Raw genomic sequence first — 14021 nt, 5'->3', positions numbered from 1 at the left:
CCGGGTGCCATTCTGGTAATCTGCTCCGGTGCGAACCACGCCGAGTGCGGAGAAGCGACGTTGCGCAAACACTTCGGAACCGACGGCATCCGTGGACGGGCCAACGGCGTCATCACACCGGAACTTGCTCTCAAGGTCGGGCAGGCCGCGGGCGTGATCTTCCAACGCGGCGACCACCGCCACCGCGTCGTGATCGGCAAGGATACCCGGCTCTCGGGATACATGATCGAGACCGCGCTCGTCGCCGGCTTCACCTCCGTCGGCATGGACGTGCTGCTGCTCGGGCCGATGCCGACCCCCGCCGTCGCCATGCTGACCCGCTCGATGCGCGCCGATATCGGCGTGATGATTTCGGCCTCGCACAACCCCTTCGAGGATAACGGCATCAAGCTGTTCGGGCCCGACGGCTTCAAGCTCAACGACGAGCTCGAACTCGAGATCGAGAGCCTGATCGACGGCGACATGCGCAACCGCCTGTCCGCTTCGCGCGACCTCGGCCGCGCCAAGCGGATCGAGAGCGTGCATGCCCGCTACATCGAGTTCGCCAAGCGCACCCTCCCGCGCCACGTCACCCTGGACGGTCTGCGGGTTGTCGTCGACTGCGCCAACGGCGCGGCCTACCGCGTCGCGCCGGAAACCCTTTGGGAACTGGGCGCCGAAGTGATCTCCATCGGTGTCGAGCCGGACGGGTTCAACATCAACCAGGATGTCGGCTCGACCGCGCCCGAAACCCTCGTGCAGAAGGTGCGGGAGCTGCGCGCCGATGTCGGAATCGCCCTCGATGGCGACGCCGACCGTGTGCTGATCGTTGATGAGAAGGGCCAGAAGGTCGATGGCGACCAGCTCATGGCGGCCGTGGCCCGCTCGTGGCAGGAGGATGAGCGCCTGACCCAACCGGGACTGGTCGCGACGATCATGTCGAATCTCGGCCTCGAACGCTACATCAACAGCATCGGTCTCACCCTCGCCCGCACGGCCGTCGGCGATCGCTACGTGCTCGAACATATGCGCCAGCACGGCTACAATCTCGGCGGAGAACAGTCCGGCCACATCATCATGTCGGATTACGCGACCACGGGCGACGGGCTGGTGGCCGCGCTTCAGCTCCTCAGCGTCGTCAAGCGCCGCAACCTGCCCGTGAGCGAGGTGTGCCACTGCTTCGAGCCGCTGCCGCAGATCCTCAAGAACGTCCGCTTCCGCTCCGGTGAGCCCCTGCGCGCGGATTCGGTCGTCACCGCCATCGCCCATGCCAAGGACCGGCTCGGCCAATCGGGCCGCCTCGTGATCCGCCCCTCCGGTACCGAGCCCGTGATCCGGGTGATGGCCGAGGGGGACGACCGTGATCTCGTCGCCGAGGTCGTGGACGAAGTCGTGGACGCCGTCACCCGCGCAGCGGCCTAAAGCAATCCGGCCGGATACGGCTCTCAGCCGGGAATCGGTTCGGCGACGCGAAGGGCGGGACCGATCCGCTGCCGGGGCGGTCACCGGCGGAAAGTACAAGCAGCGATGGCACTGATTTTCCGGCACCTTTGCCAATCATGACAACGGATCGGCAAGGATAACTTTTTACGTTAAGTCCGACTTAACCTTCATCGATCATCCTTGCTTTCGCATCTCGGGCCGGCCTTCAATTTTCGGCGCGCTCGATGGGTCAAGGAAATCGTAATGCGCCGCCGCACCAAAATTCTCGCATTGGCGCGCTCCTTCACGCTCCTCGCGAGCGTCGGGGTGCCCGGCCTCGCACAAGCCGCCGACCTGCTGCCACCCCCGCCGCCGATGCCCGAGCCGCTGCCCGAGCCGGACGTGTTCGCGGGCGGGTGGTACCTTCGGGTCGATGGCGGCTACGGATCGCTCGACTTGCGCAAGAGCATTGCCGAGGACGTCTCCCATCCGCCCAAGCCGTACGACTACGCCGTCGTGCAGGATAAGGTCTCCAACCAGTACTTCATCGGCGGCGGCGTCGGCTATCAGATCAATCCGTGGCTGCGCGTCGATGCAACCGGTGAGTACCGCTTCCGCAGCAAGTGGACGTTCGTCGCCGAGGACAAGACCTTCGGCGATACCGGCGGCTACAACGTCACGAGCGGCAAGTTCGATTCCATCGTCGGCCTCGCCAACGGCTATGTCGATCTCGGCACGTGGTATGGCGTGACGCCGTTCGTCGGTGCCGGCGTCGGTGTCGCCCACCACAGCTTCGGCGGCGTGACCGACAAGGGCTTCGGCGCGTATGAGGGGGGCTACGGTATCGGCCGCCACAACGAGCGGACGAACTTTGCCTGGGCCCTTCATGCCGGTCTCGGCTACGCCGTGACACAGAACATCAGGTTCGAGGCGGCCTACCGCTACCTCAACATGGGCGAGGCCACGACCGGCGTCGTCACCTGCGCTCCGGACTGCCCGAAGACCGTCTATCGCGTGAAGGAACTGGAAGCCCACGACGTCAAGGTCGGCCTGCGCTACCTGTTCGGCGCCCCGGTTGCCGTCGCCGCGGTCGATTACGCGCCCCCGCCTCCGCTGGTGCGCAAGTACTGATTTTCCCGAACTTTCGATTGTATTGCCACGGCGCGGACACCCTCCGCGCCGTTTTTGTTTTCAAGTTGCCGACTCTCTGGATCCCTGCTGGTTAAGGTTAAGCCGATCATAACCTTTATCGGCAAATCTGCCGGTCAATCGAGGCGCGGGCCCCTCCTGCCGCCGCCTCCGACGAGGCTTCCCATGATCGCATCGCATCGTCTGGCGCTGGCGGCCACGCTCGCGACCGGCACCCTCCTCGGGGTTCTGACCGGCTCCTTCGCATCCCCTGCCGCGGCGGCGGATCTGCTTCCGCCGCCCCCGCCGCCGCCTGTCCAAGTCGAACCGGTGACCATCGGCAGCGGCTGGTACCTGCGCGGCGACTTCACGCAGAGCTGGTACGACCACCCGCGCGACGATGCCATTCTCGATCCGAACGATCCGGGCATGCCGCCGCTGGTCGGGCTGCGCCTGAGTTCCGAGACCGGCTACGGCGGCGGCGTCGGCTACCAGATCAATCCGTGGCTGCGCGTCGACGCTACCATCGACCAGCGCGCCGCCTCGTCCTTCCGCGGCTACTCCTCGCGCTCGGTGTTCGAGACCGGCTACAATCTCGAAGCCGGCAAGGTCGATGTGCTGACCGGCCTCGTCAACGTCTACGCCGACATTGGAACGTGGTACGGCTTCACGCCTTACGTCGGCGCGGGTGTCGGCTTCGCCGACAAGCGGATGAGCCGCAACTACACCCAGACGACATGCCTGATCGACGGCTGCGACGGGTCCGCGGGCACGGGACCGCGCAACGCCGCCTTCCGCGCCAACCACTCGGTCATGACCTTCGCCTGGGCTCTGACCGCCGGTCTGTCCTATGACATCGGTGCCGGTTTCAGCGTGGACGCGGCCTACCGCTACATCGATCTCGGCCGGATCCGCAGTGGACTGGACGAGTTCGGCGGCCTCACCCGTGTGAAGGATCTGACGGCCAGCGAATTCCGGGTCGGCCTTCGCTACCGCTTCGCCGACGGCCTGCTCGCCTCTCCCGTTCGGAACTTCGGCAACTGAATCGACCAAGATCGTTCCTGAGGAACGCACGGCGTCCGGGCTTATCCCCGGGCGCCGTTCTCGTTTGGACCGTCGCACCGAACGCTCGCGTATCGCGCCGAAAACGATGGGCAGGGGCACGAATCCACGATCTCGGGACGCCATCCAATGTTGGTCCGGCACGAAAAATTAAGGTTACCGAACTAGTACGAAAGGGTCAGCCCGGCGCAGCAACGGCCCGGTGCGTGAGGACGACGACGATGCGTATCGCGACCCTGGCTCTTCTGACCACCGTTCTGGCTTCACCCGCTTTCGCTGCCGATCTCGATTACGGCGTGCTGCGCGGCTACGACGATGATTACCCGGCACCGGCTCCGATCATCGACTGGAGCGGGTTCTATGTCGGTGGGCATGGCGGCTATTCGTCGGCCGCCCTCGGCTTCAACAATACGTTCCAGCCGATCGTCGCGAATGCGCTCCGGTATAGCGTCGTGGAAGCCGAAATGAACGCATCCCAGCTTCTTGCAGCGCGTTCGACCCATTCTGGCGGCGCCAGCTACGGTGTGTTTGCCGGTGTCAACTACCAGTTCGAAGATGTCGTCGTTGGTTTCGAGGCCGATTATACGTACTTTGGTCAGAGCGGAACCACCTCCGATCAGATCGCCCGCTACATGATCACGAAGGACAACTACCTTCGAACCGTCGATCTGAGCGGCCAAGCCAGCACCAAAATTCAAGACTATGGGACGATCAGAGGCCGACTTGGCTACGCCTTTGGCAATCTCCTTCCCTTCGTCACGGGCGGCATGGCAGTCGGTCGAGCGACCGTCCGTAATACTGTTACAATTCAGGATTACGGCTATAACAATACAACCTACGCCACCAATCAGACGGGCACTACGAAATCATACATCGACAACGAAGGCTACTCTGTCTTCTACCAAAATAATCCGCCTGGCAGCATCCCGGCGCCCGGCACGGTCCATGGGACGACAAAGAAGGTCACCGTAACCGGCATCGCCGTCGGTGGCGGCCTCGAATACGCCATCACGCCGAACTTCCTGCTGCGCGGCGAGTATCAATACGTCCTGTTCAACGACTTCCAGGGCCATAAGGCCGAGTTGAACACCGTGCGTGGCGGCGCGGCCATCAAGTTCTGACGCGCGACCGAGATCGGAGAGCCGCCATGCGCCATCTGCTTCCGCTCACGGCCGCGACGCTCGCCGGCCTGTCGATCGCGATGACGGATGCGCAAGCCGAGAGCCGCGGCGGAGCTTTCAGGAGACGCCCCGCCGTCACGGCACTCCCGCCGGACATGCCCTACCGCGATCCGCGCCCGCGCTTCCGCGCGTCAGGGCCGGTCGAGCGGTTCGCCGTCCGGGCCTACGTGCCGCGGCCGACCAACCAGCCGATGTTCAACGAGCCCCCGCAGCCGTTGCGCTGACGCGTGGTCAACTGTCGAGCTCGCTGTCCCAGTAGAGATAGTCGAGCCAGGTATGGTGGTACTGGCGGTGGTCGAATTCCGGTTGGCGCCGGTGCAACTCGTGCCGCGTCGGCCGGCGCGGTTCGTTGAGCAACGGCATCTCGGCCTCGTGCGGCGTGCGGTTGGCCTTGCGCAGATTGCAGGGCGAGCAGGCCGCCACGACGTTCTCCCAGGTGGAGAGGCCGCCGCGTGAGCGAGGCACGACGTGGTCGAAGGTCAGACCGCCCGAGGGGAGACGCAGGCCGCAATATTGGCAGGAGAAGGTGTCGCGCAGGTAGATGTTGTATCGGGTGAAGGCCGGGCTGCGGGCCAGCGCAACGTAGCTCTTGAGGGCGACCACGCTCGGCACCTTGAGGGATCGGCTCGGACTGTGCGCCTCGATATCGTAGTTCGCGACCAGGGTGACGCGATCGAGGAACAGCGCCGTGAATGCGTCCTTCCAGGACCACAACGAGAGCGGATTGTAGGAAAGCGGCCTGTAATCCGCGTTGAGCACCAGGGTTTGCAGATCGATCATCGACGCCACTCACTGCTCGTGACGGCGCCCCTCGGGCGCCTCGGCCTCGGACACCGAAGGTCCGACGGGCCATGCCGTACCCGCGACAGTCGGAGCCCAGGGGGCGCCTCGGAACCGTGCCGGAGGGCATGACGCCCCGGCACGGCCGCGAGTCCGCAGGCTGTCGCGCGCGCTCGCGCCGAACCCACGGCCTCAGCGCGTCGCGCTCGGGCGGGTTGGCGGGAAACGAAAGGTGGGGAGGGATCTTGACGCCAACAGCTTCCCCGACCGGCGAGTCGTGCCGGTTCGATCCGAAGCGTGGCGGGGCGGACGATCAGCGCCGCCTCCTCGCTGCGTGAGGATATGGCCAAGTCCATCGCGGCTTAGTGTAATATCAGCGTGACAAGCTTGTGAAGGCGGACCCACCGTCCGTGACGTCGCGGCCTATGATTTTCCTTGGAATAGAGCGTCCATCGCTCCGTTCCGCACGCTTTTGCCCCATTACGCGGGCACACAGACCCGACCGACGCGCCGTTGTGCGTTGCAAAAGGTGTCGCGGCGTGCCTCTCGGCAAGTCGCGCCATGACCCTAGCTGAGGGGCGGCGCGGAATACCGAGCCCGTCGAGCGCGGGGCAGGCGGATGTGGCCGCGCGCGACACCATCCGCGAACCGGCCGGCCAGGCTACCCTGGCGCCGATAACCCGACGCGATCCCGTTTCCCCCGCGAAGGACACCGATGCTACGACACTCCCTTCTCACCCGTCTCCGCCTCATGATGCGCAGCAAGGCTCTGATCGCGGCACTGACCGCGGCGGCTCTGCTGCCGAATGCGGCCGTCGGGCAGGGGAGTTCGCCCGGGGCGCAAGCGCCGGCCGCTCAGTCGGCACCGGCCCCGAAGCACCAGACGGCAGCGCCCCCGGCGAATGGGCAACCGGCTGCGACGGACGGGCAGGCCGCGCTGGCTCCCAAGCCGGCAGCGCCCAAGGTGCCCGTCTCGGAAGCGCTGCAAACGCTCCGCGACCGGCTCGACGCCATCAAGGCGGATCTCGAAGCGCGGGAAAAGGCGATCTCCGGGCAGAATGTCGGCGCGGGCGATCTGACCCGCGCCCGCGATGGGCTCGACCCGCTCGCAGACCGGCTGCGGTCGGTGATCGAGCTGCTCGGCCCACGGCTGGAGGCCGCGCGCGAGCGGCTGACGCAAATCGGCCCGAAGCCGAAGGAGGGCGAGGAGGGCGAGGAGGTCGCCCGTGAGCGGGCCGAGCGCGAGCAGGCGGTCAACGACATCGACGGCACCCAGCGGCTGGCCAAGTCGCTGCTGGTGCAGAGCGACCAGATCGTCGATCAGATCTCGAATCGCCGTCGCGCCGCCTTCACCCGCGGCTTGTTCGAGCGCAGCTCCTCGCTGTTGAGCCCAGACTTGTGGATGCGGGTCGCCGCCGACATTCCACGGGACATCAGCTCGCTGCGCAGCGGCTTCGACGACACCGTCTCCCTGTTCCGCCGCAACGGCACCCTGTGGAACCTGCTGATTCTCGGTCTCGCCTTCGGCCTGTCCTTCGCCCTGTATTTCGGACGCCGTAACATCGCCCCGGCGCTCGGCCGCCGGGACATCAACGTCACCTCACCGTCGAAGCGGGCCAAGCTTCTGGGTGCGTGGCGCGTGCTCCTGCTCGGCACGCTGCCGGCGCTCGCGGGCAGCTACGCGGTCTACTACGCCCTCGACGTCACCGAGTTGCTGCCCGCCCGGTTTCTGCCGGTCGCCAGCATCATTCTCGGCGGCATCGCCTTCATCGCCTTCGTCGAGGCGACCGCCGACGCGCTGCTGGCCGTCAACAAGCCGGCTTGGCGTCCGGCGCCGGTCTCGGACGCGGCGGCATGGCGGATCAACGCGCTCGCCGTCAGCATCGCCGTGGTCATCACGGTGTCGAAGTCGACGGAGGCGCTGAACTCGGCGATCTACGCCGCTCTGCCCATCTCCATCGCCACCCGCGGCATCGGGGCCGTCACGGCCGCGCTGCTGCTCGCCGTCGGCCTCCATCGCTTCGCCGATACCGCGGAGAAGGAGGAGGAGTGTTTCGGCCCCTATGTCGGCACCGACACCTCGGCCAATATCGGTGGGCCGCTGCGGTTGCTCGGCTGGGTCGCGGTCGCGGTGATCGCGGCGGCGCCCTTGGTGGGATATGTCGCCCTCTCGGCCTTCCTCGTCGATCAGTTGATCTGGAGCGCGAGCGTCCTCGTCCTGCTCTGGCTCCTCATCATGAGCGTCGATGTGCTGATCGGCGGCTCGCTGTGCGAGGAGACCCGCCTCGCCACCACGCTCCAGGCCAATACCGGGCTGCGCAAGCGCTCGCTCAACCAGATCGCGGTGCTGGTGACCGGCTTTGGCCGGGTCGTGCTGATCGCCGTCGCGGCGCTCCTGACGCTCGCGCCCTGGGGGCTCGATTCGACGGACGTGTTCTCCTCGATCCGCACGGCCTTCTTCGGCTTCAAGGTCGGCGACGTCACGATTTCGCTGTCGTCCATCGCCTACGGCGTCGGCATCCTCGGGGTCGGCGTGTTCATCACCCGCGGCGTGCAGCGCTGGCTGGAGAACACCTATCTGCCGGCGACCGACCTCGATGCCGGCCTGCGCAACTCGATCTCGACGGTCGCGGGCTATGTCGGCTTCCTGCTCGCCCTGGCGCTGTCCTTCTCGTATCTGGGCTTCAGCCTCGAGAAGCTGACCATCGTCGCCGGCGCGCTGTCCGTCGGTATCGGTTTCGGCCTCCAGTCGATCGTCAACAACTTCGTCTCGGGCCTGCTGCTGCTCTGGGAGCGCCCGATCCGGGTCGGTGATCAGGTGCTGATCGGCGACAGCGAAGGCATCGTGAAGCGGATCTCGGTGCGCTCCACCGAGATCCAGACCTTCGACCGCTCGGCCGTGATCGTGCCGAACTCGAATCTGATTTCGGGAATCGTGAAGAACCGCGTGCGCGGCGACCGCACCGGCCGGGTCATCCTTTCCGTCAGCGTGCTGCGCAGCAAGGATCCGGTCCAGGCCGCCGAGATGATGGTCGCCTGCGCCAAGGCCCATCCGGACGTGCTCAAGGAGCCGCCGCCGCGGGTGGTGTTCAAGAAGATCGGCGATCCCTTCCTAGAGTTCGAGCTTGTCGCCATGGTGGTCGACGTCAACCTCGGCCAGAAGGTGCAGAGCGACCTCAATTTCTCGGTGTTCAAGACGCTGGCTGATGCCGAGTTCATCCCGCCGATGGGCCCGGCTTCGAGCTTCATCACGGTTCAGGGCCTGGAACCGGTCCGCGACGCGCTCGGTCAGATCGCCCATGCGGTCGGCAGCTCGGCGACGCAGGTGATCGCGCCCGCGGCATCCGGAGCGGATGATGCCAAGAAGAGCTCGGCGCCCGAGGAAACCGCCCCCCATAGCCCGGCGAACGAATCGCAGGATGTGAACCGCCGACGCCACGGATAGGCAGGCGCGTCCTTCGGAAGAAACGGCGCCGGCCCTGAGGATATCGGGGGCCGGCAGCACCGATACACTTGAGTTTACCGGGGGCAGGGGCCACCTCATCCCTCTGCTCACCGGAAAGCCGTTGTCGTGCTCGGACGTCAAACTCTCGGACACAGGACTTTCATCACCGCACCTGCGGCGCTCGCGCTCGTTGCCCTGCTCCAGGGCTGCGCGGGGACGATGACGCCCGACACCACCGGGCTGCCGAGCATGTACCTGCCACTCACCACCGGCAGCACCGCGGTGGATACGGCGGCAGCCCGGGACATGATCTCGGCCTATCGCCGCAACAACGGCGCCGCCCCGCTCGTCATCGACCCCGAATTGCAGCGCCTGGCCGAGACCGAGGCCGCGGCCATGGCGGCCTCCGACCGTCCGAGCAGGAGTCAAACCGTGCGCGCGGCCGTGACCCGGCTCGGCTATGACGGGGCGGATGCCAACCTTTCGGCGGGCTACCACACGCTCGCGGAAGCGTTCTCGGGCTGGCGCGACAGCCCTCCGCACCGGGCCGTCATGCTGTCTCCCGAGGCGACGCGGATGGGCATCGCCACCGCCTACGCGCCGGGCTCCAAATACAAGGTCTACTGGGCGCTGCTTGTGGCCAAGTAGACGCGGTCGGCGGGGGCGCCCTCAGGGCAGGGCTTTACCGTTCGGCGTCGGCGGCGGCTCGGACAATAGCGTGACCGTGACCCGGCGGTTCGCCGCGAGATAGGGGTTGTCGGGAAACATCGGCTCGGTATCCGCCTTGCCCGTCACCGAGGCGAAGCGGTCGTCCGGCAGGCCGGCGCCGGCCAGCACGTCGCGCACGCTCAGCGCGCGGTTGGCCGAGAGCTCCCAGGGCGGGGCGGTGTCGCGCGTGCCGGGACGGGCCGTCGCGGTGAAGCCGGTCACGGCGATGCGGTTCGGCAGCTTCATCAGCGTCGGCGCCAAGCGTTCGAGCAGCCGGCGGGTGCGGTCGTTGGGGCGGCTCGATCCTTCCGGGAACATCGAGCGGCCGTCCTGATCGACGATGGAAACGTCGAGCCCCTTCCGGGTCGGCGCGATGATGACGTTCTTCGACAGCTCCGCCACCTCCGGCATGTCCTGCATCGCCTGCCGCAGGGAGGCGGCGGCCTGCCCGAAAGCATCGGGATAGCCGCGGTCGGGAATGCCGTCGTCGAGGCCGCTGTCGATCTGCGGCGGCGTGGTGCGGTCGGTGGCCCGCTCGGGCGGTACGTCGCGCAGGTGCTTGAACTTGTCCGCCGTCGGAATGCCCTCGCTTTCGAGGATACCGGCGAATTTCGATTCCTTGTTCACGCCGAAGGCGTCGCGCATCGAGCCGGCGACGACCTGGAGCTTCTTCTGGTCCTGCGTCGAGTAGGCGGCGATCATGACGAAGAAGCTCATCAGGAGCGCCATCAGGTCGGCGAAGGTCACGAACCAGCCGTGACCGCCGTGGGCGCCGCCGCGCTTCTTCTTGGCCACCGCTCAAGCCCCCGTTACGCCGCTTCCGCAGCGAGTTCCTCGCGGTGGTTGGCCGGCAGGTAGGCGATGAGCATCTCGCGCACCAGCGAGGGGCTCTTCTGGTCGCGGATCAGCAGGATGCCGTCGATGATGAGGGAGCGCGAGACATCCTCCTCCTCGAGCTTGACGTGAAGCTTGTCGGCGATCGGAATGGCGACCATGTTGGCGATCAGGGCGCCGTAGAGCGTCGCGAGCAGGGCGGTCGCCATGGCGGGGCCGAGCTTGGACGGGTCGGACATGTTGGCGAACATCGTCACCATGCCGAGGATGGTGCCGATCATGCCCCACGCGGGGGCACAGTCGCCGAAGGCACGGTAGATCTTCGAGCCTTCGTCGAGGTGCATCAGGAAGTTGTCGCGGTCGCGCTCCATCGTATCGCGGATGAAGTCGCGGTCGTAACCATCGGCGATGTAGCGCGAGCCCTGGGCCAGGAACGGATCGGAGATCTCCATGCTCTCCAGTGCGATCGGGCCCGACTTGCGCACCACGTCGGCGATCTTGGTGATCTCCTCGATCAGTTCGTGCGGCTTCACCGAGCGCATGGTGAAGGCGTAGCGCAGCCCCATCGGCAAGCCGTGCAGCATGGTCGAGAACGGAAAGCGGATCATCGTCGCGGCGATGGCACCGCCGAAGATGACGATCACCGCGTGCTTGTCGAAATAGGCGGCGAAGTTGCCGCCGTCGATCATGATGAGGGTGAACACGACGCCGACGCCGCCGAGCAGCCCGATACCGGTTGCGAGATCCATGACGCCGATGCCCGAAGCCCGGCCAATCACGCAGGCCGTCCCCAACTTCTAAAAAAACAGGCTGAAGGAACGGTAAAGGGCTTGGAGGAACGGGCTGTTCGCCGTCATGTGCCGTTCAGGGGGGAAGAGCCATATCTTTCCATGCCGATTGCCCGGGGGTGTCTGCGCGGAGAACCGCAGCCCCCCGGTCGGCCGGCGCCGGGTCCACCCGGTTCCCAACGGCAAGATCCCCACGGCTGCGGCCGGACGGGGCGGGGAGCGAAAACACGATGTCGATGATTCGCCTCTATGCGCGGGTGCTCGGCCTATTGGCAGCGGAAAAGCGTCTGGTCGGCGGCCTGATCGCGGCCAACGTCGCGCTCGCGGTCGCGGCCTTCGCCGAACCGCTCATCATGGGCCGCATCATCGACGGCCTGACTCACCTCTCCAAGGACGCGCCCGCGACCGCGCTGGCGCCGTGGATCGTCGCATGGGTCGTGTTCGGCCTGTTCACCATCGGTGCGGGGGTCGCGATCGCTCTGCATTCCGACCGGCTCGCCCATCGCAACCGCCTCTCGACCATGGCGAACTTCTTCGAGCACGTGCTCGAACTGCCGATCGCCTTCCATTCGTCCAACCATTCCGGCCGCGTGCTGAAGGCGATGCTGGAAGGCACGAACGCCATGGCCTGGGTCTGGCTCAACTTCTTCCGCGAGCACTTCTCCGCGCTGCTCTCCGTCGGCGTGCTCCTGCCGCTGACGCTGTTCGTGAACTGGCGTCTCGGCGCGATCCTCGTCGTGCTCGTCCTCGTCTTCACGGCGCTGGCGAGCTACGTCATGCGCCGGACCGAGACGCTTCAGGGCGAGGTCGAGCAGTTCCAGTCGGGGCTGGCGGCCCACGCTTCCGACGCGCTCGGCAACGTCGCGGTGATTCAGTCCTTCACCCGTGCGCGCGCCGAGAAGGAGGCGATGCGCACCATCATCCACGACCTGCTCCGCGTGCAGATTCCGGTCCTGTCGTGGTGGGCGCTGGCGAACGTCGCTACCCGCGCCTCCGGCACGCTGACCATGACCGCGATCTTCATCACCGGCATCGCCCTGCACCAGAAGGGTGCGGCCACGGTCGGCGAGATCGTCGCCTTCATGAGCCTCGCCACCATGCTCGTGACCAAGCTCGACCACGTCGTGACCTTCGTGAACGGCGTGTTCATGCAGGCTCCGAAGATGCGCGAGTTCTTCGAGGTGTTCGACACCGTGCCGACCGTCCGCGACCGGCCGCATGCCAAGCAGGTCGCCCGGTTCGAAGGCGAGGTGACCTTCGACGACGTCGCCTTCTCCTACGACGGCCGCCGCAGCGCGCTCGACGGCGTTTCCTTCGCCGCCCGCCCCGGCGAGACCGTGGCGCTCGTCGGCACCACGGGTTCGGGCAAGTCCACGACGTTGGGCCTGCTGCACCGGACCTTCGATCCCGATACAGGCGCCATCCGCATCGACGGGATCGATATCCGCGACATCGGCCTGTCCAGCCTGCGCCACAACATCGGCGTCGTCTTCCAGGAGCCGATGCTGTTCAACCGCTCGATCCGCGAGAACCTTCAGGTCGGCCGCCCCGACGCGACCGATGCCGAGATGCTTGATGCCCTCGATCGCGCTCAAGCCAGCGAGTTCATGGCGCGCCAGCCGGATGGGCTCGACACGATCATCGGCGAGCGCGGCCGGTCGCTGTCCGGTGGCGAACGCCAGCGCCTCTCGATCGCGCGGGCACTGCTGAAGAACCCGCCGATGCTGATCCTCGACGAGGCGACCAGTGCTCTCGACGCGGCGACCGAACGCAAGCTGCAGCAGGCGCTGGAGACGGTGATGGAGGGCCGCACCACCTTCGTGATCGCCCACCGCCTCGCCACGATCCGCAACGCCGACCGCATCCTCGTGTTCGAGAACGGCAAGATCGTCGAGGCCGGCGATTTCGACGAACTGGTCGCCCTCAACCAGCGCTTCGCCGCGCTCGCCCGGGCTCAGTTCATGGCGGCCGAGGCCGAGGACGACATGCCGATGGCCGCCTGAGGCGAGCCGGACTCGAATGAAAGATCCGGCGGGTCGAAGCGCCGGACACGGGACCTCTCACACGAATTCGCCCCCGCTCGCGTCGCGATCGGGGGCGTCCTTGTTCTCGGGCTCGGCGTTTTACGGCCTTGCAGGAGCCCGCGTACTCGTGCGGGAGGGGTTCTCCAGAGCCGGAACCTGCATCGCGTCGAACGTCGACTCGTCGAGTTCCAGAACCGGCAAGGTACCGAGTTCGGCCGGAAGGGCAGCGACGGGTTTCGGAGCCGGTGCAGCCGCCACGGAGGCGGCCCGCGGCCTCTCTTCGGAAGCCTCGACAGCAGGCGACGCCGAGGACGGCGTCTCGACCGCAACCGGCTCGGGCGCCGGCGCGACCTGCGGTGACAGCGCGGCGCCGACGATGCGGACAGGCTGCGAGACGTCCGAAAGCGACTCGGCAACCGGCGCAGCGGTGATGTGAGGCGCGTCGGCGGGGCTCGAACGGATCTGCGATGCGATCGCCCAGGTCGCGACGAGCGAGAGGCCCACCACGCCGACGCTCACCGCCCAGACCGGCCTAGGGCCGCGCCGTTCGACCGACTTCAGTGGCCCCGGCAGAATACGGCCACGCCGCAGAACGGGGCGCGGCTGACGCAGCTGCGGCCAGGGATCCCGCAAGGCGGCGTGTTCGGCTCCTACCATCGGAGTACTCCGG

The 14021-nt window shown here is 66.7% G+C and carries 12 protein-coding genes; 8 read left to right on the top strand and 4 right to left on the bottom strand.

The annotated features are described in order from the left end of the window. Positions 1 to 60 precede the first annotated feature (60 nt). The 5 genes from glmM to E4V01_RS11040 all read left to right on the top strand — a co-directional run bounded on the left by glmM (position 61) and on the right by E4V01_RS11040 (position 4996). Positions 61 to 1401: a phosphoglucosamine mutase gene (gene glmM / locus E4V01_RS11060; RefSeq protein WP_135298363.1), complete on the top strand. Its 1341-nt coding sequence runs from the start codon at positions 61 to 63 to the stop codon at positions 1399 to 1401. A 264-nt stretch (positions 1402 to 1665) separates the two neighbouring features. Then, a complete protein-coding gene (locus E4V01_RS11055; protein ID WP_060772048.1) occupies positions 1666 to 2532 on the top strand; it encodes an outer membrane protein in 867 nt (288 codons plus the stop codon). Positions 2533 to 2715: 183 nt separating this feature from the next. After that, positions 2716 to 3573: an outer membrane protein gene (locus E4V01_RS11050; protein WP_003601522.1), complete on the top strand. Its 858-nt coding sequence runs from the start codon at positions 2716 to 2718 to the stop codon at positions 3571 to 3573. Positions 3574 to 3812: 239 nt separating this feature from the next. Then, positions 3813 to 4712, top strand: coding sequence for an outer membrane protein (locus E4V01_RS11045; RefSeq protein WP_135298362.1), 900 nt, complete (start codon positions 3813 to 3815; stop codon positions 4710 to 4712). A gap of 26 nt (positions 4713 to 4738) precedes the next feature. Then, positions 4739 to 4996 (top strand): hypothetical protein, encoded by a 258-nt coding sequence (locus E4V01_RS11040; RefSeq protein WP_135298361.1) that lies wholly within the window; start codon positions 4739 to 4741, stop codon positions 4994 to 4996. A 7-nt stretch (positions 4997 to 5003) separates the two neighbouring features. Here the strand turns inward: E4V01_RS11040 and E4V01_RS11035 are convergent, their stop codons facing one another. Beyond that, positions 5004 to 5552, bottom strand: a complete 549-nt coding sequence (locus tag E4V01_RS11035) for an HNH endonuclease (RefSeq protein ID WP_060772045.1) — start codon at positions 5550 to 5552, stop codon at positions 5004 to 5006. A gap of 715 nt (positions 5553 to 6267) precedes the next feature. Here E4V01_RS11035 and E4V01_RS11030 point away from each other — a divergent pair. Both E4V01_RS11030 and E4V01_RS11025 read left to right on the top strand, forming a co-directional pair. Further along, the gene (locus tag E4V01_RS11030; RefSeq protein WP_135298360.1) at positions 6268 to 8997 is read left to right on the top strand and encodes a DUF3772 domain-containing protein; all 2730 of its coding nucleotides are present in this window, start codon (positions 6268 to 6270) and stop codon (positions 8995 to 8997) included. A 219-nt stretch (positions 8998 to 9216) separates the two neighbouring features. Continuing rightward, on the top strand, positions 9217 to 9645 hold the full coding sequence (locus E4V01_RS11025) for a CAP domain-containing protein (protein ID WP_060772442.1): 429 nt from the start codon (positions 9217 to 9219) through the stop codon (positions 9643 to 9645). Positions 9646 to 9666: 21 nt separating this feature from the next. Here the strand turns inward: E4V01_RS11025 and E4V01_RS11020 are convergent, their stop codons facing one another. Next, positions 9667 to 10500: a flagellar motor protein MotB gene (locus tag E4V01_RS11020; protein ID WP_060772043.1), complete on the bottom strand. Its 834-nt coding sequence runs from the start codon at positions 10498 to 10500 to the stop codon at positions 9667 to 9669. Positions 10501 to 10514: 14 nt separating this feature from the next. Beyond that, positions 10515 to 11288, bottom strand: coding sequence for a motility protein A (locus E4V01_RS11015; RefSeq protein ID WP_060772042.1), 774 nt, complete (start codon positions 11286 to 11288; stop codon positions 10515 to 10517). Positions 11289 to 11557: 269 nt separating this feature from the next. Between E4V01_RS11015 and E4V01_RS11010 the strand changes: the two genes are divergently transcribed. Then, the gene (locus E4V01_RS11010; protein WP_135298359.1) at positions 11558 to 13330 is read left to right on the top strand and encodes a glucan ABC transporter ATP-binding protein/ permease; all 1773 of its coding nucleotides are present in this window, start codon (positions 11558 to 11560) and stop codon (positions 13328 to 13330) included. A 120-nt stretch (positions 13331 to 13450) separates the two neighbouring features. On the opposite strand, the gene E4V01_RS11005 is transcribed toward E4V01_RS11010, so the two are convergent. Then, entirely contained in the window at positions 13451 to 14008 is a 558-nt protein-coding gene (locus tag E4V01_RS11005; protein ID WP_135298358.1) for a hypothetical protein, read from the bottom strand. Positions 14009 to 14021: the final 13 nt, after the last annotated feature.

This window comes from Methylorubrum sp. Q1 (assembly GCF_004683995.1).
Lineage (GTDB): Bacteria > Pseudomonadota > Alphaproteobacteria > Rhizobiales > Beijerinckiaceae > Methylobacterium.
This window is presented reverse-complemented; position numbering and strand designations above follow the sequence as displayed.

What these genes read in the sequence shown, in the direction of transcription:
- E4V01_RS11050 (WP_003601522.1), top strand. Translation starts at nt 2,716, where the DNA reads ATGATCGCATCGCATCGTCTGGCGCTGGCGGCCACGCTCGCGACCGGC.
- E4V01_RS11045 (WP_135298362.1), top strand. Translation starts at nt 3,813, where the DNA reads ATGCGTATCGCGACCCTGGCTCTTCTGACCACCGTTCTGGCTTCACCC.
- E4V01_RS11055 (WP_060772048.1), top strand. Translation starts at nt 1,666, where the DNA reads ATGCGCCGCCGCACCAAAATTCTCGCATTGGCGCGCTCCTTCACGCTC.
- E4V01_RS11025 (WP_060772442.1), top strand. Translation starts at nt 9,217, where the DNA reads ATGACGCCCGACACCACCGGGCTGCCGAGCATGTACCTGCCACTCACC.
- E4V01_RS11005 (WP_135298358.1), bottom strand. Translation starts at nt 14,008, where the DNA reads ATGGTAGGAGCCGAACACGCCGCCTTGCGGGATCCCTGGCCGCAGCTG.
- E4V01_RS11035 (WP_060772045.1), bottom strand. Translation starts at nt 5,552, where the DNA reads ATGATCGATCTGCAAACCCTGGTGCTCAACGCGGATTACAGGCCGCTT.
- E4V01_RS11010 (WP_135298359.1), top strand. Translation starts at nt 11,558, where the DNA reads ATGTCGATGATTCGCCTCTATGCGCGGGTGCTCGGCCTATTGGCAGCG.
- E4V01_RS11040 (WP_135298361.1), top strand. Translation starts at nt 4,739, where the DNA reads ATGCGCCATCTGCTTCCGCTCACGGCCGCGACGCTCGCCGGCCTGTCG.
- E4V01_RS11015 (WP_060772042.1), bottom strand. Translation starts at nt 11,288, where the DNA reads ATGGATCTCGCAACCGGTATCGGGCTGCTCGGCGGCGTCGGCGTCGTG.
- E4V01_RS11030 (WP_135298360.1), top strand. Translation starts at nt 6,268, where the DNA reads ATGCTACGACACTCCCTTCTCACCCGTCTCCGCCTCATGATGCGCAGC.